At 42.4% G+C, this 21,369-nt stretch carries 17 protein-coding genes; 4 read left to right on the top strand and 13 right to left on the bottom strand.

Annotation, left to right across the window (positions count from 1 at the left end; genetic code table 11):
* Nucleotides 1–48 precede the first annotated feature (48 nt).
* From BK120_RS21485 to BK120_RS21460, 6 genes are all read right to left on the bottom strand, one after another.
* Nucleotides 49–1,467 carry an alpha-L-fucosidase gene (locus tag BK120_RS21485; protein WP_076269539.1) on the bottom strand — a complete coding sequence of 473 codons (1,419 nt, stop codon included), beginning with the start codon at nt 1,465–1,467 and terminating at the stop codon, nt 49–51.
* A 27-nt stretch (nt 1,468–1,494) separates the two neighbouring features.
* On the bottom strand, nt 1,495–3,204 hold the full coding sequence (locus BK120_RS21480; RefSeq protein ID WP_076269538.1) for an ABC transporter substrate-binding protein: 1,710 nt from the start codon (nt 3,202–3,204) through the stop codon (nt 1,495–1,497).
* A 121-nt stretch (nt 3,205–3,325) separates the two neighbouring features.
* Nucleotides 3,326–4,225, bottom strand: a complete 900-nt coding sequence (locus tag BK120_RS21475; protein WP_076269537.1) for a carbohydrate ABC transporter permease — start codon at nt 4,223–4,225, stop codon at nt 3,326–3,328.
* A gap of 21 nt (nt 4,226–4,246) precedes the next feature.
* Nucleotides 4,247–5,131, bottom strand: a complete 885-nt coding sequence (locus BK120_RS21470) for an ABC transporter permease (protein ID WP_076269619.1) — start codon at nt 5,129–5,131, stop codon at nt 4,247–4,249.
* A 317-nt stretch (nt 5,132–5,448) separates the two neighbouring features.
* A complete protein-coding gene (locus tag BK120_RS21465) occupies nt 5,449–7,686 on the bottom strand; it encodes a helix-turn-helix domain-containing protein (RefSeq protein ID WP_256710975.1) in 2,238 nt (745 codons plus the stop codon).
* A gap of 616 nt (nt 7,687–8,302) precedes the next feature.
* Nucleotides 8,303–9,025 (bottom strand): ThuA domain-containing protein, encoded by a 723-nt coding sequence (locus BK120_RS21460; RefSeq protein WP_076269536.1) that lies wholly within the window; start codon nt 9,023–9,025, stop codon nt 8,303–8,305.
* A 195-nt stretch (nt 9,026–9,220) separates the two neighbouring features.
* Between BK120_RS21460 and BK120_RS21455 the strand changes: the two genes are divergently transcribed.
* Nucleotides 9,221–10,159: an AraC family transcriptional regulator gene (locus tag BK120_RS21455; RefSeq protein ID WP_076269535.1), complete on the top strand. Its 939-nt coding sequence runs from the start codon at nt 9,221–9,223 to the stop codon at nt 10,157–10,159.
* A gap of 59 nt (nt 10,160–10,218) precedes the next feature.
* Here BK120_RS21455 and glgD read toward each other — a convergent pair whose 3' ends face one another.
* The 3 genes from glgD to BK120_RS21440 form a co-directional block, all read right to left on the bottom strand.
* On the bottom strand, nt 10,219–11,331 hold the full coding sequence (gene glgD, locus BK120_RS21450; RefSeq protein WP_076269534.1) for a glucose-1-phosphate adenylyltransferase subunit GlgD: 1,113 nt from the start codon (nt 11,329–11,331) through the stop codon (nt 10,219–10,221).
* 11 nt (nt 11,332–11,342) lie between these two features.
* Entirely contained in the window at nt 11,343–12,491 is a 1,149-nt protein-coding gene (locus BK120_RS21445) for a glucose-1-phosphate adenylyltransferase (protein WP_076269533.1), read from the bottom strand.
* Nucleotides 12,492–12,900: 409 nt separating this feature from the next.
* Nucleotides 12,901–13,716: an alkaline phosphatase family protein gene (locus tag BK120_RS21440; RefSeq protein WP_076269532.1), complete on the bottom strand. Its 816-nt coding sequence runs from the start codon at nt 13,714–13,716 to the stop codon at nt 12,901–12,903.
* A 270-nt stretch (nt 13,717–13,986) separates the two neighbouring features.
* Between BK120_RS21440 and BK120_RS21435 the strand changes: the two genes are divergently transcribed.
* Nucleotides 13,987–14,601 (top strand): methyltransferase domain-containing protein, encoded by a 615-nt coding sequence (locus BK120_RS21435; protein ID WP_076269531.1) that lies wholly within the window; start codon nt 13,987–13,989, stop codon nt 14,599–14,601.
* 100 nt (nt 14,602–14,701) lie between these two features.
* On the opposite strand, the gene BK120_RS21430 is transcribed toward BK120_RS21435, so the two are convergent.
* Nucleotides 14,702–16,096: an alanine/glycine:cation symporter family protein gene (locus BK120_RS21430; RefSeq protein WP_076269530.1), complete on the bottom strand. Its 1,395-nt coding sequence runs from the start codon at nt 16,094–16,096 to the stop codon at nt 14,702–14,704.
* Between the two features lie 300 nt (nt 16,097–16,396).
* Between BK120_RS21430 and BK120_RS21425 the strand changes: the two genes are divergently transcribed.
* The gene (locus tag BK120_RS21425) at nt 16,397–16,723 is read left to right on the top strand and encodes an antibiotic biosynthesis monooxygenase family protein (protein ID WP_076269529.1); all 327 of its coding nucleotides are present in this window, start codon (nt 16,397–16,399) and stop codon (nt 16,721–16,723) included.
* 97 nt (nt 16,724–16,820) lie between these two features.
* On the opposite strand, the gene BK120_RS21420 is transcribed toward BK120_RS21425, so the two are convergent.
* Both BK120_RS21420 and BK120_RS21415 read right to left on the bottom strand, forming a co-directional pair.
* Complete coding sequence (locus BK120_RS21420) at nt 16,821–17,531, bottom strand: response regulator transcription factor (RefSeq protein ID WP_076269528.1); 711 nt, start codon at nt 17,529–17,531, stop codon at nt 16,821–16,823.
* Between the two features lie 15 nt (nt 17,532–17,546).
* Nucleotides 17,547–18,695: a sensor histidine kinase gene (locus BK120_RS21415; RefSeq protein ID WP_076269527.1), complete on the bottom strand. Its 1,149-nt coding sequence runs from the start codon at nt 18,693–18,695 to the stop codon at nt 17,547–17,549.
* 335 nt (nt 18,696–19,030) lie between these two features.
* Between BK120_RS21415 and BK120_RS21410 the strand changes: the two genes are divergently transcribed.
* Complete coding sequence (locus tag BK120_RS21410; protein WP_076269526.1) at nt 19,031–19,363, top strand: response regulator transcription factor; 333 nt, start codon at nt 19,031–19,033, stop codon at nt 19,361–19,363.
* A 107-nt stretch (nt 19,364–19,470) separates the two neighbouring features.
* Here the strand turns inward: BK120_RS21410 and BK120_RS36300 are convergent, their stop codons facing one another.
* A complete protein-coding gene (locus tag BK120_RS36300; protein WP_076269525.1) occupies nt 19,471–21,342 on the bottom strand; it encodes a flagellin N-terminal helical domain-containing protein in 1,872 nt (623 codons plus the stop codon).
* Nucleotides 21,343–21,369: the final 27 nt, after the last annotated feature.

Below are 21,369 nucleotides of genomic sequence, written 5' to 3'. Positions count from 1 at the left end.
ACTGCTGAAGGCAGCATGCTTCTCTTTTTGTTATTTTCACAGCTTGAATCACTCTTTAATTTTCCTCAACATCCGAAACACATGTGCAATTGGTGTTGGTTCATTGATAGCAGCTTCAGGCAGCTGTACGGAAATCCCTTCGTTCTCGTGTTTCCAGTTCAGCTTTCCTTCCATTCCAAGCAGCTCAATCGACTCCAGCAAGCCTTCATAAGGAATAAAGACCGTCTCTGAAACTACGGTATCAGCTGATGGATAGTGGTTGGCACAATAAACATAATCTCCTTTTTGCGTAAAAGCTTGACTGCCTGTATAGTAAGGCGCGCAAATGCGAGTACCATAAATCGCTTCGCCGTTCACCTTCAGCCAAGCGCCAAGTTCCTTCATGCGCTGGATAGCTCCTTCGGGAAGCCTGCCATCAGGCTGCGGAGCTACATTTAACGCGAGATTGCCGCCCTTAGCTACAACCTCAAGCAAAATCTTCACGATTTGGCGCGTCGGTTTATATTTATCTTCATATCGGAAAGAGAAGGACGTCCCCATCGTAATGCAGCTCTCCCAAGGGATGTTCATCGCCTCGGTCGGAATGGTCTGCTCAGGGGTAACATAGTTTTCATACGGTCCGCCTACCGTGCGATCTGCCGAGAGCAGCCATGGCTGCTGCTCCCTTGCTTTCTCCACAATCTCGCCAAGCCGAATGTCCTGGCCGCTCCGCAGCGGCTTTACCCAGCCGGCATCAAGCCACAGCACATCTATTCGGCCATACTGCGTCAATAACTCCGTAATCTGCTCGTGTGTAAACGCGACAAACTTGTTCCACAGCTCAGGATGCTCCTGCGGGTCGTAAGTAGGCCCACGCCGCGTGTTGGTAAGGCTGCGTTCCATATCTGGTGCCCAGTAATAAGGCGTATGCCAATCTGCTTTCGAGAAATAGGCGGCGATAGACAATCCTCTCGCGCGGAATGCATCAAATACATGACGGCAAATATCGGCATACTTATGCGTATGAAACGGTGTCTGTTCATCAGTGATGCGATAATCCGTCGTTTTTGTGTCCCACATGCAATATCCGTCATGATGCTTCGTCGTAAAAATGAGGTATTTGAAGCCTCCCTCCTCCGCTAGATCTGCCCATACGTCTGGCTGAAAGCGAATCGGATTAAACGTCTTATTTAAATCAAAATATTGCTGCTTGAATGTTTCGCCATCCTTCTCCCAGTCAATGCCTTCACGCGACCAATCCTGATCCTCGTCGCTTAGCGCCCAAGACTCTACAACTCCTAGCTGGGAATAAGGTCCCCAGTGCATCATAAGTGCGAGCTTCTGATCCTTAAACCATTCCAATCGCTCAAGCGTAACTGGATTATCAGGCCGTATCCAATCACGCTCGCTGCTAAAATTGTGGACACCTTCATGAAGCTCTTGCTCTTCTGTTTCTTCTAGCACGTTATCACTGGATAGTTCACTCATTGATGCAAAGCCTCCTCCATTCGGTTATTAAGAATTGCCCAATGCTTTTTGATAAATTTCAATGTATTTGCCAAGCTGCAAACCATCAAAGCCTTTAACATAAGCATCCCATTCCTTGCTGATGTCTTTGGAGCCCGTAATAAACTGTGCCATATTGGATTTTGTATAATCAATTATCGTTGTTTTGAGCTGAGCAGCGATTTCCGCATCATCTTGCGCAATGAATACGCCGTTTGGATACATTTCTTTGGAATGGAATGATTCATATTTTTTCGATTCCGTATTCAAACGTGTTCCATATCCACCGTCTGCTAGCGGGTCCTGAATAGCCATCCAAGAGGAACGGTATGCATAGGTACGAAGTGAAGGACCAATTTGCTCCCAGCCATCGTTATGCGTTTGCTTGCTCTCTCGTTGAATATAAGCATACTTAGCCTGCTTGCCATCAATATCTAATTCGCCGTCCTCTGCCTTGCGCCAGCCTTGACCTTCAGGACCATTCTCTTGCAGCACAATTGCTTCCTCCGTGTACAAATAATCGGCTAGTCTGATCGCAGCGATCTGTTGATCTGCGGTCGCCTTATTCGTAATTGCAAATTGCGATTTGCTAATGCCTGCGAAATTAAGCGTCTGCTGTACGCCACTTGGTCCTTTCAGCGGAGGCAGCGTCACATAATCCTTGTGCCTAGGCTGAGTTTCCGACATATTATAGCCGTAGCTAATAAGCGCGGTCGTCACAGCTCCCATAATGTTATCCGGCTCGCGGTTCGCCAGCTGTTGAATCGCATCCGCATTTTGCGTGAAGGCTGCCGGGTCGATCAACCCTTCCTTGTACAGCTTGTTCAAATATTCAAGCCCTTGCTTCCATTCATCCTTGTTAGCTACAAAGTCGACTTTGCTATCTTTAACTGATAAGAAGGTGCCGGCATTTTTCTCGGTATAATCATCTACTATAAACGCATTCATCAAGAAAGCGGACACGTTGCCAGCCCACATTTCATCGGATCCTGTAAGCGGAAGCTCATCCTTCTTTCCGTTTCCGTTCGGATCTTGTTCCTTAAATGCCTTCAAGACCTGATAGAACTCCTCCGTTGTTGTAGGCAGCTGGAGTCCAAGCTTGTCAAGCCAAGCCTTGTTGATCCAAAGCTTCAAAGCATTATCGCAGTGGTAGCATTCATTGATTTGCGGCAGCGCATAGATGTTTCCATCTGGAGCTGTAATAGACGACTTCATATATGGAATATCTGCTAGAGCTTTTTTTATATTAGGAGCGTACTTATCGACTAATTCATTCAAAGGAAGGAATACGCCTTGTTTCCCATACTTCATTTGCTCTTCTCTTGTCAGATTAGCTTGCAAAATGACTTCCGGATAATCACCGCTTGCGAGCATCAGCTGTTTGCGGTCCTCAAGCGCATTACTTGGGACGAGATCCCATGCAATCTTAATGTTCGTTTTTTCCTCCAAAAACTTCGTGTACGTATTCGTCTCCATGTTCTCGATCGTAGGAAGCTGAGGAGCAAACATCTTAAGCGTCATCTGCTTATTCACAATAGGATACGTACCTACAGCTGTAAAAAGATCCTCTTGCACAGCATTTGTTTCTTTTTGTCCTGTTTCCTCTGTTTTGTCATTGCCGGAATTCCCCGTATCCTTGCTGCAAGCAGCTAGAACAATAACACAGCTAAGTACGACACACATTAAGATTGCACTGGATTTTTTCCATCCTTTTCTCATAAAACCGACTCCTCCTTGTGATATCCTAGTCACTCCTAGCAGCATGCTGTAACGTTTGTAACTGAATGATTGCCTCGGCCCCAAAGGCAACCCATCCCCCCTCCAAAAGAAATCCTCCTACTCATCCCTTCAAGGAACCGATCATGACACCTTTCACAAAATATTTCTGAACAAAAGGATAGATGATGAGTACGGGTCCACTAGCAACAACAATCAATGAATATTTCAATAAATCCTTTAGTCCCTGCTGAGCCAGCATCTGATTCGCATTGGAAATCATCGACGCATCCACCGTATTTAAAATTAGAATATTACGCAATACGATTTGCAGGGGAAACAATTCCTGGGATCGCAGAAATATGAGTGCATCGAAATATGCATTCCAATGTCCTACCGCATACATCAGCATCATAACGGCTAAGATTGGCTTCGAGAGCGGGAGTACGATGCTGAAAATAAACCGAATGTCGCTGCAGCCATCGAGGTCCGCCGCCTCGGACAGCTCCTCAGGAATACTGGTCTGGAAGAAGGTTCGTGCTATGATGACTTGGAATACGGCAAGAGCTCCCGGCAAAATCATAGCCCATCTTGTATCCAGCAGATGCAATTGTTTGACGACCAAATAATACGGAATCAGCCCGCCCTCAAACATCATCGTGATAACAAGAAGAACCATGAAAAAATTCCTTCCATAAAACGTTTTCCTCGCTAACGGATAAGCAAGCATGACCGTCAGAATAACATTAATGATCGTTCCGACTGCCGTATAGAACAATGAATTCATAAATCCAGTGCCGATCTGCGGATTGTTGAATACCGCCTTGTAGCCATCGAGCGTGAAATGGACCGGGAACAGCCATACCTTGCCGGAAACGACAGCCTGCGGCGAACTAAAGGAAGAGCTTAAAATATAGAGAAGCGGCAGAAGCACCACTAATAGAACCACTGTCAGAAAAGCATAAATGAATGCCATGAATAATCGATCACCGTTTGATTCTCGAATGGTAATGTTTTTTTTCATAAAGTCTCCCTTCTGCCTCATTTACCACAGACTATTATTTGAAATTTTTCTAGCGATATAGTTGACGACAATCAGCAATGTTAAATTAATAACGGAGTTGAAAACTCCGATTGCTGCTGAGAAGCTAAAGCTCGAACCCAGCAAGCCCACTTTATACACATAAGTAGAAATGACTTCTGAGGTCGCTAGGTTAAGCGGATTTTGCATCAAGTAAATCTTCTCAAAACCGAGCTTCATCAGATTGCCTAGATTAAGAATAAGAAGAATGACGGATACCGGAATCAAACTTGGGATATCGACATTTATAATTTTTTGTATTCTCGATGCCCCATCAACCCTTGCCGCTTCATACAGCTCAGGATTGACGCCAGCTAATGCCGCAATATAGATAATGGCTCCGTAACCGGTATGCTGCCATACATCCGACCAGACATAGATGGATTTGAATAATGAAGGGATACCCATAAAGTTTGTGTTTTCTACGCCAAGCATTTGGAACAATTTGCTGACAATCCCTACGTTTGGGGTTAAGTTGACAATTAAGATCGAAACCATAATGACCGTTGATATAAAGTAAGGTGCGTAAGAAACCAGCTGTACACTTTTCTTGAATAGTCCATTGCGCACTTCATTAAGCGCAAGCGCAAGGATGATTGGGGCTGGAAAGCCGACTAACAAGCCATAGAAGCTAATGCCAAGCGTATTTTTCATATAGAGCCAAAAATTTGGAGATTCGAAAAACTGTTTGAAATATTTTAGCCCGATCCACTCGCTTCCAAAGATGCCCTTAATGACGTTGTAATCTTTGAACGCGATCACGATGCCCGCCATGGGGACATATTTGAATATAATGAGATAAGCAATCGGCAATAAAATGACGAAATACAATTGCCAGTGGCGAGCCATTTTGCGTAGAGGCTCATACCTTCTTGCTGGGTGTGCAAAGGCCTGCGGAACGGAATGCCATTCATGATTAAGTTTGGACAAGGGCTAGCCTCCTTTAACATTCTCAATTTTGGTTGCGCTTTCATGTGATCATTTTATAAGCTGCCCTCACTATGCAACAAGATACATTAATTGCGCGCTTAACCTTTTTCGCATCGCTGCTCCATAAGAAACGGCAGCACCTTATACTATCGGTGCTGCCGTCCCTATAGCATCCATTTTTCGATAAAAGAACTAACATAATTCTTGCGCTTAACGATTTTCAACTCCATGTATATTCAGCCATTTTGCTGCTTCAGCGTCTCTGAACGGTATTCGCCTGGCGAGCATCCAACCACTTTCTTGAACACTCTCGTAAACGAAATCGCACTTGTGTATCCAACCTCTTCCGCAATATCCTGAACCGTCCTCCGTGTCTCTTTCAAAAGCCGCTTCGCTTCATTCAGCCGAATATCAATTAAGAAATCAATAAACTTCTGGCCTGTTGTTTCTTTGAACAGCTTGCTCACATATTTGGCATTCATATCATATTTTTCGCTTAAATATTCAAGCGACATATTCGGATTTACATATTCCTCTTCAATAACTCTCCGCATCTCCTGAATAATGCCGGCATGCTGACCGCTGTAACGCATATCTGCAAGCGTATGCTCAAGCTCTGTCATTTTACCGATGATCGCCTCGTGCATATTTTCTAGAGAATGGCAGTTATCCAATTTTCCCGTTAGAACCGGCAGTGCTTCGCTTTCCCATACGAGATTAAATTCTTTGCCGAGACCAGACAACTCGCGTCCCAAACTATAGAGCAAGTAATTAATAACGTTCATAATCTCGTCCTTAGTGAGCAAGCCTTGCTTCATCTGGCTGAACAAATCGTCTAATTCTGCTCTCCAGCTCGCTTCTGATTTACGGAAGGCATAAACAGCAGATCTAATCATCCCAAGATAAGCGTATACTTCAACTTGGCCTTGACTCATCATATCCTCGCGTGTAATAAGGCGATTTTCGCCAAGCACCATTTTGTAATTAAGTGCTTCCAAAGCCTGTTGAAACGACTTTGCGATTTCGGAATGCTGCAAGGCTGGATCACCGATTCCTATACTAATCGTGAACTTCATATTTTGTTCAATCCAAGCCCGAATACTGTCACAAAGCTGAACTAGCATGGCAGCATGAGCATTCCCGCTCTCAAATAAAATAACACTGAGACGAGAAGAGGCTGTCCATTCTGCCCAGCATGCGTATCCGAAGCGTGACGACTGCTCATAAGTAATGCTTCGCAGAGCGAATTTCAACAAATTCTGATCGTTTCGCGAATAACTGCTGCAAAACTCTCCGTACTTATCCAGTTCCATGACAATAAGCGTATGGCGATCCGCAGGCGCGGGAAGCTGCAGCCGCAGCGCTTCACGCTGCCATTCCAGAGGCGTCAGTTCCGCTCCAGCTTCAATAAGCTGATGGAATAGATTTCGTGTCCTTAAATGAAGATCTTCCTTATATTGCTGCTGATATTGCCTTGCCTGCTCCGTTAAATTATCAAGTGCGGATTCGATAAAGACAAACTCGTTAATCCTGCCAGATCCGATGTTTTTTCCACTTTCTGCCAGTGCTAATTTATATCCGCTAAAGCGTGACACAATCTGCTCTACCGGCTTCGCATTTCGCCTTGATATATAAATCATCCATACGAGACCTGCAATGATCATCAGGATCCCGATCACAAACCATACGTTATAAAGCAACGATACCGTTTGAATAAACGTACCTTGCACAAAACCGCTTATATAAGACCAATTCGAATAACTCGATTTATAATTTGCATAAACGCGCATAGAATCTACAGGTTCTGCCTCATTGAGCAATTCATTGCCCGCTCCGTCTTTGATGCGAATGAAGCTGACTTCTGAATTGTAAAGCTCATGAACTAAACGCTCCAAAGCATCCGTTGCGACATTGACAACGATCATACCTTTTTCACCCGTCATGAATGGAGCACCTCTCACGAGGCTGACAACATCCTTGCTCTCCAATAACGTAAATTGCCTAAATGCCCGCTTATCCGTCCATTTCTGAGAGATCGTATTGCGATATTGCTCGATAAAAGCTTTGTCTGGATAGGTGTCGATATGTCCGCCCGTCGCATTACTTAGCACAACCTGATCTTCATAGCGAACCAGATAGACAGAATCAATGAGTGGATAATAAGAAATCATATCGTTCATTTTCATGACGGCGCTAATGTTAATATAAGGGTCACCATTCTCGTTGCTGTTGAAAAAATCGATAAGTGACTTGTTGTTAATCGATTCCTTCATCACCATGTTATCTATCGCTCGTAAAGACGTGTCGATTAACCTCATCGCTTGCAAAGACAACATGCTGTTAGCATTAATAGCTTCTTTCCGACCCTGCTCACTAATTAATTGAAAAAACACAAAAAAAGTGAAGGTAACTACGATAATAAATATCGGCATATAGGAAAGAAGCAGCCGATTAAACCACGATTTGCTCATCATTAGCCCTCACCCTTTTCTCTGATGATTAGCGCCGTTTTCTTGTTTATGAACAGCCGCCCTTTACTTGAAGTTTCAAAGCCATGCAACGAACACATTAACTTTCTCTGCAAAAGCACACTGTAATTATTTCCCGGGTGATGTAAACCAAAGAAACCCCGATACCGTTTCCGTATCGAGGCATGGCAGCCTCTTCAGGAGCAATGCCCTCTTCTCATGTGCAGGCCGTGCGAGTTTGGTTTTATTTATCTTAGGCGGTAGCGCTGGTAAGATCAATAAACCGTTTTCAACTTCCTGCATTATTTTCGCCAAAACAGCCGCTTGCCAACACGTTTAACGCTGCTTTCTTTGCAATCGGCTATAGGATTAAAAAGCACCATATCAAAAAGCACGAAGACGGCTTAGATATAGTGCAAGCTTATTGTATTGTTCTTGCGACAAGGATTTCATCTATGCAATCGGGCAGGCAAGCCCGAGCGATCACTCCATTTAGTATGGTGGATTATACCCCATTTGCCAATGCACTATTTTGACTAAATGTTACGGTTCAAAATAGTGCTCAAAACAAAATAACGCTTGGGATTAAACTCCCAAGCGTCACATTACTTTTCTTATAACTTTATTTTACTGAAATTTTTTCAAGTGGCTGTGCATTTCCATAAACCGGACGATTCCGGTCTACCGGCTGTGCCCATTTCACGGCATTCGTAATGACGCGTTGAATGTCTTTGTTATGGTACGTTGGATACGTTTCATGTCCCGGTCTAAAGTAAAATACTTTGCCGTTTCCACGAGTAAACGTACAGCCGCTGCGGAACACTTCTCCGCCCTCAAACCAGCTTGTGAAAATTAGCTCGTCTGGAGCAGGAATGTCAAAATGCTCGCCGTACATTTCTTCTTTTTCCAGCTCGATATACTCTCCAAGGCCTGCAGCAATCGGATGGCTTGGCGCTACAACCCAAAGGCGTTCCTTCTCATCCGCTTCACGCCATTTCAAGTCACAGCTTGTACCCATCAATGCTTTAAAGATTTTGGAGAAATGACCGGAGTGAAGAACAATCAAGCCCATTCCATCCAGCACGCGCTGCTGTACTTTTTGAACGATTTCATCCTTTACGTCTCCATGCGCAAGATGTCCCCACCAAATGAGTACATCTGTATTGTTTAATACCTCATCCGTTAATCCATGCTCTGGCTCATCTAGTGTAGCCGTTCCTGCATCGTAGCCAGCTTCAGTTAGAAAGGCTGCAATTGCACCGTGAATACCTTGTGGATAAATTCCAGCAACAACCGGATTTAATTGCTCATGACGATTTTCATTCCATACCGTTACCTTTGCCATTATATGAACACTCCTTATTCATTCAGTTAATCTCAGTATAAAAAATTTGCCCCATTAACGTAATACTTAAACATGCTGATTTTATATTCAAAAGTGTCTTTCTTTTTTGGATATACTGAAAAGACAGCTAATAATGACGCGTTTATTGATTCAACATTTCCAAAAGTGGTATACTCCAAAATGGAGGTGATGCATATGACTCTAATAAAAACCGCCATTGATACGCATTCCGAAGCGATCAACGAAGAAGTCATTTATCAAAATCCGCTATTGTTTCTTAAAATTTGGGAGATTTACTCGGAAGCTGACTATTTCAGCACGCTTGAGAAACATCCATGGCACTATCATAAAGAAGTAGAATTCCTTGCTATTATTGAAGGCCGCTTAGGTGTGCAAAGCAAGCACGGCTATGTCGTCCTCGGACCAGGCGATGTGATGGTGCTAGGCGCCTCCCAGCCGCATCGCTCTCACAAGCCGCTTTCGGAAGTACAGCACTATGTTGTCTTTCAGATTGATTTGGGCAAACATTTTGACCAAAGTACGATGCCTTATTTGAATTGCTTCTCTGAGCTGACAGAGCCGCTCGATAAGCTTAATTATATTTTTGACATGAACGAAACAGCCAAACAAGAAACCCATGCCTTTATTTTGGAAATATTTAAAGAGTCGCAAACGAGGATGAGAGGCTACGAGATTGCTATTAGTTCAATTATAAAGCGATTGCTGCTTCTTCTGCTTAGAAGCGACAGCCGAAACCTGCTGAACGATACAGAGGAAATTGAGTTAAATCGATTACGACCCGTTCTCGATTATGTGGACACCCATTTAAGCAGCAAGCTGTCCGTAGAGGATGCTAGTTCATTGCTTAATTTGAGCTACCACTACTTCATTAAATATTTCAAAAAAACGATGGGCGTCTCCTTCGTTGAATACGTCAACTATAAACGAATTAAACGATCCGAGCTGCTGCTGCTGACGAGTGAGCTAAGCATCATGGATGTCAGCTACGAGGTCGGCATTACGAACATGGCCCAGTTCTATAAGCTCTTTAAACGGCAAAATCAGTGCTCGCCACGAGAATACAAGCTGCGCATGCGCAGCGAATCCAGAGTTGCGATGGAAGGCATGCAGTAAATTAAAATACAAAACGACCGCTCTCCCGTAAAAAAAACGAGAAGCGGTCGCTGTATGTTTTATATTATGCTTTTCTTTGAGAAAACGGTGGGTGACATTTCCTCTCCTGCCAGCTTATTTCCACGCGTAACATGTACCTCTTTATCGAGAATAACGTGATCAAGGCTAGAATCCTCATCAATCACACATTTCTGCATCACGATACTATTTCGAACAACGGCCCCTTTCCCGATTCGAACGCCTCGGAATAAGATACTGTTTTCCACAGTTCCCTCAATAATACAACCATTAGCCACCTGTGAATTTTTAACGACTGCACTACTCGCGTATCTTGCAGGCGGTTCATCCTTGATTTTGGTGTAAATAACACCCGGCTCGTAAAATAGAGATTTCCATACCTCAGGATTCAACAGCTCTTTGCTGTGCTTAAAATAATTTTGAACGGAATTAATGACGGCCAAATATCCTTTATATTCGTAGCCATACACTTTTAACTCGTTCAGATTTCGAATAATGACATGCCGGACAAGGTCATAGTAGTTTTGATTCACGCTTTTTTTGACCAGATTAATAAGCAGCTCTTTCTTAATGATGATCATCCGCATATAGGCTTTGTTGCTTTCCTTGTTCTGGCGATTTTCTGTCATACGGACGACTCGCCCATCCTGAGCCAAGTCAAGCGTAATGAGGTTAGAGAAATCGTCACGATCGACGTCCATTTCCTTGTAGATGACGGTAATATCAGCATTTGTTCGTTTATGGTTCTCTACAGCTTCCGTATAGTTGATATTGCAAATCATATGACTGCTTGAAACGATGACGTACTCCTCCGTGCTGCGGGCAAAATATTCGAGAGAACCGTAAAAATTTTGCAAATCGCCGTTAAAGCCGGGAACATTGCTATTGTTAGGGGGCAAAATAAACAATCCTCGGTATTTCCGATCCAAATCCCACTCTTTCCCAGAGCCCAAATGATCTATGATGGAACGGTAATTGTTATGAGCGAGTACCGCCACATTGTTAATTCCGGAATTCACCATATTCGATAATACAAAATCAATCAATCGATATCTGCCGCCGAAAGGTACCGTCGCAGTCGCTCTTGAGTAGGTCAGTTCATGCAAGAGCGGCTGGTTGATGCTGAGATTGATGACGCCAAGAACATTATTCATCGCATTCACTCCTATATCAATTGAGAAGAAATGACCATGTTTTCACCGATTAGAGTAATTTCAGCCGCATCACCCGCACTGCCTACAATCGCGCCATCTTGAATGACAGTGCCTGAGCCAATGATCGCTTTATGAATCGTGACATTGTTCCCAATTTTTGCGTCCGGCATAATGACCGAGTCTTTGATGAGACTGCCTTCACCAACATGAACACCGTAAAAGAGTACGGAATGATCCACTTCCCCAAAAACCATACATCCTTCATTCACTAAGGAGCCTGTCACTTTGCCGGTAGATGCGATATGATGCGGAGGCTTGTTAGGGTTTTTAGCGTAAATTCGCCACTTCGCATCATGAAGCGTAAACGGTGGATTTTCAAGAAGAAGGTCCATATGTGCTTCCCACAGGCTTTCAACGGTGCCAACATCCTTCCAATAGCCGCTAAAACGATAGGCAAAAATAGAATGGCTGCTGTAGAGCATCGATGGAATAATGTCTTTGCCAAAGTCATTGCTTGATCCAGGGTCCTGCGCATCTGCAATTAGTTTCTTTTTTAATACATCCCAAGTAAAAATATATATGCCCATGGAGGCGAGATTATTTTTGGGCAGCTTCGGTTTTTCCTCAAATTCAATAATTCGGTCTTCATGATCCACATCCATAATGCCGAATCGGCTTGCTTCATGTAATGGGACTTCAATTACGGCGATCGTAGCATCCGCTTTCCTTGCCTTGTGCTGCTCGAGCATGAGGGAGTAATCCATTTTGTATACGTGATCACCGGAAATAACTAAAACATATTCAGGATCATATTGTTCGAGATAATGAATATTTTGATAGATCGCATGCGCCGTCCCCTTATACCAGCTGCCGCCTCGTTGCTCCATAAATGGAGGAAGCACGGTAACCCCGCCATTTTTCCGATCCAAATCCCATGAGCTGCCTATCCCTATGTAAGCGTTCAGTACCATCGGTTGATACTGAGTCAGTACCCCAACCGTATGAATACCTGAGTTGCTGCAATTGCTTAACGTGAAATCGATGATCCGATATTTACCGCCGAAAGGCACAGCTGGCTTTGCTAGCTTAGACGTGAGATGGCTTAATCTTTTTCCTTCACCGCCTGCAAGCAGCATCGCTACACATTCTTTTTTTTGCATTCGGCTCACTCCCCATCGTTAAAAAATTAGATACTTCAAAATGTTGTTTGAATTTTCTGATAATTATAAACACACCTCCTCCTTACTATATGTATTCACAAATTTGTTTAAAATGTAAGCGTATACAATGTTGTAAAAATTATATTACCTCCTCGTTAGAAGGAAGTCAACAGCAGTTAATTATTATTTTAAATGACTTATTTTTGCAATTTTCGCAGTACTAATGTGCAGATTGTATGCCCCTGTTTATGTTGTCAGATTCACTCGCAAAGCCACCTATTTTAGCGAAAATAGCTCATCTTTGATCACGAATTTAGTAATGGTTTGTCTATGTCTACAAAAAAACAGCACATTCCTTAGTTAAGGACGCGCTGTTTATTGGGTAAGCTCAGCTTTTGAATAAAACAGATCAAGGATTAAAAAGGCCTTCAGGCAGCTTGGCATCCCAGCTTCTTGCATTCAGCCCTAGTGCGTGGAGAACAACTGCCGCCGTATCTGTAATCATGAGCTCACCTTGAAGCGTGGCATTATGCTTAATTCCAGGGCCAGCACAGCCCCAGAAGATCGTTTTGTCCAGTGGGTGATCACTGCCATGCTGATAAGCCTGTTCCCCGCCACCCCCATGATCGGAAACGACAATAATCAAGCTGTCCCTCAGAAGTCCCTTCTCTTCAATGGCTTGTAATATGATTCCTGTACTTTCATCCGTCTCTTCTATAGCAAGCAGTTGTTCAGGTGTATTGAATCCATGCTGGTGCCCCGCTCCATCGGGTAAGTCTAAGCCGATAAACATCAGCAACACATCGGGATTTCCCTTAATATATTCAGCGGCCGCAAGCGAAAGCTCACGGTCATTCATCGATACTTTATGTACACCAATCGTCGATTCGATAATACCATCGTTAATTGGATTCCAAACGCTGAAAGCCGCCATTTTGGCATCTGGAATACTATCCCTTACAATTCGGAAAATCGAAGGATATTGCGATTGCTCGGGAAACGTATGTTCACTGGCGATATCATTCGTAAGGCCATGTTTTTCAGGGCTTACTCCGTGAAGAAGCGATCCCCAGCATTGCGCACTAATCGTTGGTGAGACCGTTTGAGCGTCAAATGTGAATGTACCTGTACGAATTAATCGATCCAAATGAGGTGTATGCGCATCTTTCACAAAATTCCCTGCTCCATCCCAGCCTATAATGAACACCCGTGCTATTTTCTCCATTCATCATTTCTCCTCTTCTATATGAATTAAATGCTGCCCCAATCCAACTCATGATTTCCATGTTTATCATACTCACCAACCTTTACAAAGTCAACATAAAAACAACTAATAACAACTAAAAACACTTTTTAGTTGTTGGCCTTATTATTTTTTAGAGTATTTTGTTGTTTTCTATGATAAGGACTTGGCTTCGGTTCACTTAAAAGCTGTTATACATATAATGGTGGATGCCAAGGAAATGGATGAAATAAAAGGAGGCTAATGATCAACATGACCGAAGAACAAAAGACGCCATTTGACTATAAAACGTATTGGGACAACAATTACTCCCAAGGCGGCACATCAGGCAGCGGCTCTTACGGTGTGCTGGCGGACTTTAAAGCGGAGGTAATCAATTCTTTTATAAGTGAACACGGGATTCAAAAGGTAATCGAATTCGGATGCGGGGATGGAAACCAAATATCGTTAATGAGCTATGAACAGTATTTAGGTTTGGACGTAGCCAATTCCTCCATCGATATTTGCGCGCAAAGATTTGCCGGTGATCGCTCCAAAAGCTTTCTCGCCTACAACCCTCGACACTTCGTTAACCATGGTTATCTAACATGCGAGCTCGTCGTTTGCTTAGACGTTCTTTACCATATTACGGATGACCATGATTTCAACAAAACGTTGAACGACATTTTCTCATGTAAGGCGGAGTATGTCATTTTATATACGCGAATTACTAGCGCAGACGAGCCAAACGTCGTGCCGACGATTCGAGATCGGGATATTTTGAATCATTTGAGAGCCTATAGCAACTACAAAGTTGAACGTATTATCGAACAAAAACATAAGCATTTATCATCAGCGAGCTTCATCATATTGCAAAGAGAAAAGTGATTGATGATGACCATAAATACAAAAAGGAGTGCCCTACAAGTCATTACTTCTGACCTGTAGGACACTCCTTTTTTTTATCTTTGTGCATCACTTGCGGGTCTCAGTCATCCCAGCATTCCACGTCTTCCAAACCTTTGATGCTGCTCTTCACAAATTTCGGATCACGCCCTGCCTTCTTCTGCTTCATATAATTACGCAGCACATCAAAGGCGATTCGTGATAAAAGAGTAATGGCGATAAGATTGACCACCACCATCAGTCCCATGAACAAATCTGCTAAATCCCAGACAAGCTGCACTTTGGCAACCGACCCGAAAATGACCATCGCCAGCACACAAATACGGTACAACCATAACCAGACTTTACTAGTGTTGAGAAACTCAATATTCGTTTCCCCATAATAATAATTGCCCATCAATGTGCTGAACGCGAACAAAAAAACCATGATCGCTAGGAAGCCCGAGGCCCATGAACCCATATGTACGCTAAGAGCTGCTTGCGTGAGTTCAATTCCGCCTAGTCCCTGCTGTTCATACACGCCTGACAGCAAAATAATAAAGGCTGTACTCGTACAAATGACTAAGGTGTCAAACAGAACACCAAGCGCTTGGATCAAGCCTTGCTTTGCCGGATGACTGGTCGTTGCAGTAGCTGCAGCATTGGGAGCACTGCCCATCCCTGCTTCGTTAGAAAATAAACCGCGTTTTACGCCATGCATAAGCGCTGCGCCAAGTGAGCCGCCGGCTACTTGTTCTATTCCGAACGCATTTTTCACAATTAAAGCAAGCACTGCCGGCATATCTGCAATATTTATCACAACAATCGTAAGAGCAACCCCAATATACAAAACTGCCAGCACAACCACAATATATTCGGATAGCTTGGCGATCCGCTTAACACCGCCAATTATGATAACAGCAAATATCGCTGTCATTATTAATCCCACTGCCAGTCGATTCGTGCCAAAAGAGTTCTCAAAAGCAATCGTAATCGTGTTCGACTGTACAGCATTAAATACGAGTCCGAAGGACAACGTAATTAAAATCGCAAATAAGGCGCCCATCCACCGCTTCTTTAAACCCGCTTGCATATAATATGCGGGGCCTCCGCGGAAGCTCTCACCGTCCTTAATCTTGTAAACCTGAGCAAGCGTACTTTCTACGAAGCTCGAGGCTGAACCAATAATGGCGATGATCCACATCCAGAACACAGCCCCTGGTCCACCTAACGCAATCGCGATAGCGATTCCGGTAATATTCCCTGTTCCTACACGAGCTGCCATACTAATGCAAAACGCCTGAAATGGTGAAATGCTGCCGCGCGGGCCGCTTGTGGACTCAAACAGCAGACGGAACATTTCCTTTAACATACGCAATTGCAGTACATTTGACCGCAGGGTGAAGTAAAGGCCAATTGCAATAAGCATAACAATCAACAGCTTCGACCATAAAAAGTCATTCACAATACCAATTAAATCTTGAATCATCTGCTCCATTTGTTACCCTCTCGATGTCGTTCTAAGAATCCATTCATAGTTATACTTCCCAAGGCAAGGAATTAATAACAATGTAATTTCATCTATTGATGTGTTTGCTCGAATACTCATTTGTGTAGGAAATATGTAACCTTTTGCTACCATCAATCTAATATTCGGAAGAAACTATGATAGCACAACCGTTATGTTTTTCAAAATACACATATTGGTTTCTGCTCATCCTATTGTTTATTTTCAATGCGAACAACTGTATAATTATTTTCTTTAAACTTTATAGGAACATATTCAAGGAGGCAAATCATGAGTGAAATTGCGAAAACACCACAACCGCCTTATTATGCAGTCATATTTACATCAGAACGAACAGCAATTGAGAACCAATATAAGGAAATGGCGGATGAAATGGTGAAGCTTGCTTCCGTTCAACCGGGTTATCTTGGTGTAGAAAGTGTGAGAGAAGGGCTAGGCATTACCGTTTCTTATTGGGAATCCCTTGAAGCGATACAAAAATGGAAACAAAATGAACGGCATTTGGTCGCACAGCAACAAGGAATAGCAGATTGGTATAGCAGCTATAAAACAAGAGTTTGCAAGGTCGAACGGGATTATGGTTTCGAAAAAAACTAAACAAATAAGCATAGCGCCGCATCATAAAATACTTCGTACGACTACGCAAAAAAAGCTGGCTTCGGGCTATCCCAAAATCAGCTTTTTCGGCAATCGACTATGTAGAACTCGGGGGTGATGTTGTTCCCGAAGAATGATGAAGATATGCAATAGCTTCCGTTCGGCTGGAAACCTTCAGTTTTTTGTAAATCGCACTCAAATAATTTTTTACTGTACCGGTCGTTAAAAACAATTCAGAAGCGATAGCTTGATTCGACTTCCCTAGTTTCAATTGCATTACAATATTTCGTTCCTGTGCAGAAAGACCATTCAGCATGTCATCAGGCCGTTCGATTGAATAAGACTCGGAAATTCCTTGGGATGATCCTTGTTCAAGCTGTTCTGGTAAGTTTAGAGCCTGTACAAGACGTTTCTGAATCCGACTGGGATAATTGATTCTTCCTTCTAAACAATCCTGAATCGTAGAGAGAAGTTTCTTAGTCTCAACCCCTTTAACTAAAAAACCGTTAGCTCCATGCCGAATCGCTTCCCATATGTATTCTTCATCCTCGAACGTTGTCAGAACGAGCACTTTCGTATCCGGAAACTCCGTTTTGATTCGTTTTGTTGCTTCCAAACCATCCAACTTCGGCATATGGATGTCCATCAAAACCAGTTCAGGACGGTGCAATCGTACTTGCGCTATCGTTGCCAACCCATCACCCGTTGTAGCTGCAACTAAATATTCTTCCTCCATACTTAGAATAGCTGCCAAACCATCGCGAATTAAGGGCTGATCGTCTGCTATCACAATCGTTCTTTTAGACAATTTGCTCCCTCCGCTCTATCGTTTCGTCTGAATAGGTATTCTTATGTCTAGTGCTACACCATCGGCAGCACGCTCGTTCAAAATCGTTAATTCTCCGCCAATTTCCTTTACTCTCTCATTCATCGCTTTCAAACCAAAACCATGAACAAATTGCGAAGGAACTTTTCCATTATTAGATAAAATAAACCGGATCTGCCCATCACGATGAGTTAGCGAAAACTCAAAATGGGTACTGCAACCATGCCGAATTCCATTAGTAAGGCCTTCTTGCAATGCCCGATAAATCGTTATTTCGACTATTGGCAGCAGTTCAGGCAATGTGGCATCAATCTCGCATGTAATTTCCACCTGAGTTTGTCTCTTCGTTTCATCGATCAGCTTAATAAGCTCAGGTATAAAAGGTTGATCTAGAACATTTTCATGCAGCAGCTGTACTGAGCTTCGCACATCATCCAAACCATTGTGAATATATTCTTTCGTTCTATTGATCATATCTTTTGCAATCGCATAATTGTTTTTCTCAATCGCATGTGCTGCTGTTTGCAGGCCGGCTAACGCTGATGTCAACGTATGTCCAACGGAATCATGAATTTCACGGGATATTCTAGTCCGCTCTTGTAATTGTGTTTTCTTTGCTAACTCAATGGATGCGATTCGCAGCTGTTCATTGTCTTTGGCCAGCTGATTCTTTTGCTGAAAAGCAATTTTTGCAAGGAGGCTTATCCCAAAAATTGCAAAGTAGTCGATGATACGAGGCAACATATAAGCTATTTCTTTAAAGGGCGGGAATTGGCGATAAACCAAAAGTCCTAGTACAAAACTGAGATAGCTCACCGTAGTAAAGAGAATCGAAAGGTTTCTGCTGTGATAAAAACTAAATTCTCCAACGAGAATTAAAATATAAATTTGTGCAAAAAAGCTGTCCGACCCTATTGTTATAACAGATGCCAAGATTAATTGAATAGATAAGCTCAATATGCCTATCCATCCTTCTAGGTTAATCTTTAGGATGTAATTTCGAATGAAGACGATCATTATATACGTACATACCAGTAATAAAAGTAAAGCAGATAGCTTGCTCGTATGCAACAATAAGCAAATCGTCGCTCCTATCACAATGATGAACAAGATGTGAGTCATTTTGTTATTTAATTGTACATCCATAGTCATGCCCCCGAGTGGGATGATAGATTTACTATTTATTTTATCATATACATGACTTAAGTCATATGTTCGAGGTAAAAGCAGTCGAAAAATGACGAAAAAGCGATTTTCTAATGATCTTCTTCATCTAGAATAAGCCTTTCGTATTATTTATAATGAGAAAAGTTGGATAAACAATTAGGAGTGGCTATGTTTTTTTCTGCAGGTGAGAGTAAAAAAGTTCAAGGGAGACTTGTAGAAATGCTTTTGATCGTATGGAACGCAATCGGTTGTTTGCTTCTCATTTTAAGTGTGTTTTTCTCAATCCGCTTAATGCTAGAAGGTAAGCATAAACAGTGAAACTCTCCTATGAAGTGAAGAAACCGTCACATGAAGCGATATTTAAAAATATGTACGATATAGAAAATGAAGATGTTAGCGATTTTCTAATTCGAAGATTAGATTTTGTTATGCAAAGTTTTGCAACTCGTTATCGGCTGACACAGCGTGAATCAGAAATTCTCATCCTTTCCGTTGTTTATGGTTTTACTAATCGCGAGATCTCCGAAAAATGCGTGATCAGTGAAAAGACGGTCAAAAATCATCTATCAAATCTAATGAACAAAATTGGCGCTCGATCCATGCGAAAACTATTTTCACTGCTGCTCTTCCATGCCTTATCCTCTTAAAAGCAATCCTCCTGCCATGCGGCAGCCATTTAACCAATCCACAACCAATAGCGAAAATGTAGATGCCCTAACAACATGAAAAACCTACCATAAAGGTAGGTTTCATGTTACTGGATCAAATGTAAAATAGCCTGTGGATTCTGATTAGCCTGAGCGAGCATAGCTTGTGCTGTTTGATTCAGAATACGCGATTTGGTTAAATCCATCATCTCTTTTGCCATATCAGCATCACGTATTCGTGATTCTGCTGCGGTTAAATTTTCGGCATAATTTCCTAAGTTGTTCGCTGTGTGTTCTAATCGATTTTGCAATGCTCCATAAATCGTTCTATAGTTTGTAACTCTTGTTATGGCATGATCTGCTTGAGCTAGCGATTCACTAGGTATGGCCGGCGGTAAAATAGACATATCGGCAATACCCAAACCTTCCAGCTTCACACTGAAAAGGGGAATAATCATCGTTTGATTTTCATTTGCCCCGATTTGAATATCAAGTCGAGGCGGAATATAGTCCACATCCGTTATGTCCGTAGTAACGGTTTCAATAATAGAATCAATTTGACTTGTCGTTTTATTCGTTACAAGGTAAACATCTTTCTTAAAATTAAAATGATTTAGCACAATGCCAAATTCCAAAACAGCGCCATCATCAAGATCCGTCGTTTCCCATGATGGAGTAATAACATTGGGGCCAGAGTTTGACGATTGCAAAATATCGCTTCCCGTTGTTAATGAATTAGGCTTAACGTAGCTTCCGCCATTCAGGAATGAAAAATCGTAATTCACAAGATCGTTTGATAGTTCAAACACAGTCCCTGAATTCGGTATTTCCGTTTGAATAGCAGTAACGCCTGTAGGAACTCCGCTGGAGGACGAAATATTATATGATCCGTCGTATTCCGGCTTAAAACCAGCACTAAATTTGATTTGTTTATCATCTACACCGGAATGATTTTTAATTTTAAACTCTGCTTTAAAAGCCGACCCGTCCGTCGACATCATCTTTTCAATTTCAATACCATCTTTTTCATAAACGGCTGTAATCGCACTCGAGGTTATAGCCGAGCTCGTTAAAGTAAAGTTATCAAGAGTATGAGAGATACCGTCTATTTCAACAGTTATGAACCGATCTTCAAATCCGCCAAAATCAGGGTACTGTCCGACTGTAGTTCCACTTGGAATAAGCTCAGTCTGAAAAAACACATTATTAATAGAAAAATGCTTAATATCAAGCTCTTTATATCTAGGATCGCTGACTAGTTCTCTTCCATAATAATAGGTACCTGTAGTTGTTGTCTCTGTATGGATATGTTCATTTTTTTCGTAATTGTTATACCCCTCACGTCCATCAGGTGAAGTAATGGGTGTGACTGAAGCGTTAAAATGGTTAACGTTACCGATCGTTGTATTCGTATTCGAAGATTGAGCGGTTACGGGAACCTCAGTCATACCAATTGGAAAAAAGGATGTTGTCCGTTCATTAATTATAGTCGTTGGAGGAAACGGTCCCGATGTATTTACTTTAATCGTATGACTTGAACGGTCGGCTAATATTTGAAAGTCATCTCGTCCCAAAAGATTAATGGTATTGAATTCCGTTTGGGTAGCAATTCTATTTATTTCTTCTTTAAGCTGTTGAATTTCTTGGTCAATTTTCTGCTTGTCCTCAAACGTATTCGTATCATTCATGCCTTGAATAATCAATTCTCTTTGTCGTTGAATGATATCCGTTATTTCCTGGTATCCGCTTTCAGCAGTCTGAATAAGCGATATCCCATTTTGAACGTTTTTATGTGCTTGATCTAACCCTCTGATTTGAGCTCTCATCTTCTCTGAAATGGCTAGTCCTGCTGCATCATCAGCTGCACGATTAATCCGAAGACCCGAAGACAGCTTTTCCGATGCTTTAGATGTTTGGATATTATTTTTCTTTAAACTATTATGAGCGTTAATAGCAGATGGGTTATTATTAATTATCATTATGGCTTCTCCAGTTCGTTTATCAAG

Origin of the sequence: Paenibacillus sp. FSL A5-0031 (assembly GCF_001956295.1) — a bacterium.
GTDB lineage: Bacteria > Bacillota > Bacilli > Paenibacillales > Paenibacillaceae > Pristimantibacillus.
This window is presented reverse-complemented; position numbering and strand designations above follow the sequence as displayed.

What these genes read in the sequence shown, in the direction of transcription:
- BK120_RS21435 (WP_076269531.1), top strand. Translation starts at nt 13,987, where the DNA reads ATGACCGAAGAACAAAAGACGCCATTTGACTATAAAACGTATTGGGAC.
- BK120_RS21415 (WP_076269527.1), bottom strand. Translation starts at nt 18,695, where the DNA reads ATGGATGTACAATTAAATAACAAAATGACTCACATCTTGTTCATCATT.
- BK120_RS21440 (WP_076269532.1), bottom strand. Translation starts at nt 13,716, where the DNA reads ATGGAGAAAATAGCACGGGTGTTCATTATAGGCTGGGATGGAGCAGGG.
- BK120_RS21445 (WP_076269533.1), bottom strand. Translation starts at nt 12,491, where the DNA reads ATGCAAAAAAAAGAATGTGTAGCGATGCTGCTTGCAGGCGGTGAAGGA.
- BK120_RS21480 (WP_076269538.1), bottom strand. Translation starts at nt 3,204, where the DNA reads ATGAGAAAAGGATGGAAAAAATCCAGTGCAATCTTAATGTGTGTCGTA.
- BK120_RS21430 (WP_076269530.1), bottom strand. Translation starts at nt 16,096, where the DNA reads ATGGAGCAGATGATTCAAGATTTAATTGGTATTGTGAATGACTTTTTA.
- BK120_RS21455 (WP_076269535.1), top strand. Translation starts at nt 9,221, where the DNA reads ATGACTCTAATAAAAACCGCCATTGATACGCATTCCGAAGCGATCAAC.
- BK120_RS21425 (WP_076269529.1), top strand. Translation starts at nt 16,397, where the DNA reads ATGAGTGAAATTGCGAAAACACCACAACCGCCTTATTATGCAGTCATA.
- BK120_RS21475 (WP_076269537.1), bottom strand. Translation starts at nt 4,225, where the DNA reads ATGAAAAAAAACATTACCATTCGAGAATCAAACGGTGATCGATTATTC.
- BK120_RS21485 (WP_076269539.1), bottom strand. Translation starts at nt 1,467, where the DNA reads ATGAGTGAACTATCCAGTGATAACGTGCTAGAAGAAACAGAAGAGCAA.
- BK120_RS36300 (WP_076269525.1), bottom strand. Translation starts at nt 21,342, where the DNA reads ATGATAATTAATAATAACCCATCTGCTATTAACGCTCATAATAGTTTA.
- BK120_RS21470 (WP_076269619.1), bottom strand. Translation starts at nt 5,131, where the DNA reads ATGGCTCGCCACTGGCAATTGTATTTCGTCATTTTATTGCCGATTGCT.
- BK120_RS21465 (WP_256710975.1), bottom strand. Translation starts at nt 7,686, where the DNA reads ATGATGAGCAAATCGTGGTTTAATCGGCTGCTTCTTTCCTATATGCCG.
- BK120_RS21460 (WP_076269536.1), bottom strand. Translation starts at nt 9,025, where the DNA reads ATGGCAAAGGTAACGGTATGGAATGAAAATCGTCATGAGCAATTAAAT.
- glgD (WP_076269534.1), bottom strand. Translation starts at nt 11,331, where the DNA reads ATGAATAATGTTCTTGGCGTCATCAATCTCAGCATCAACCAGCCGCTC.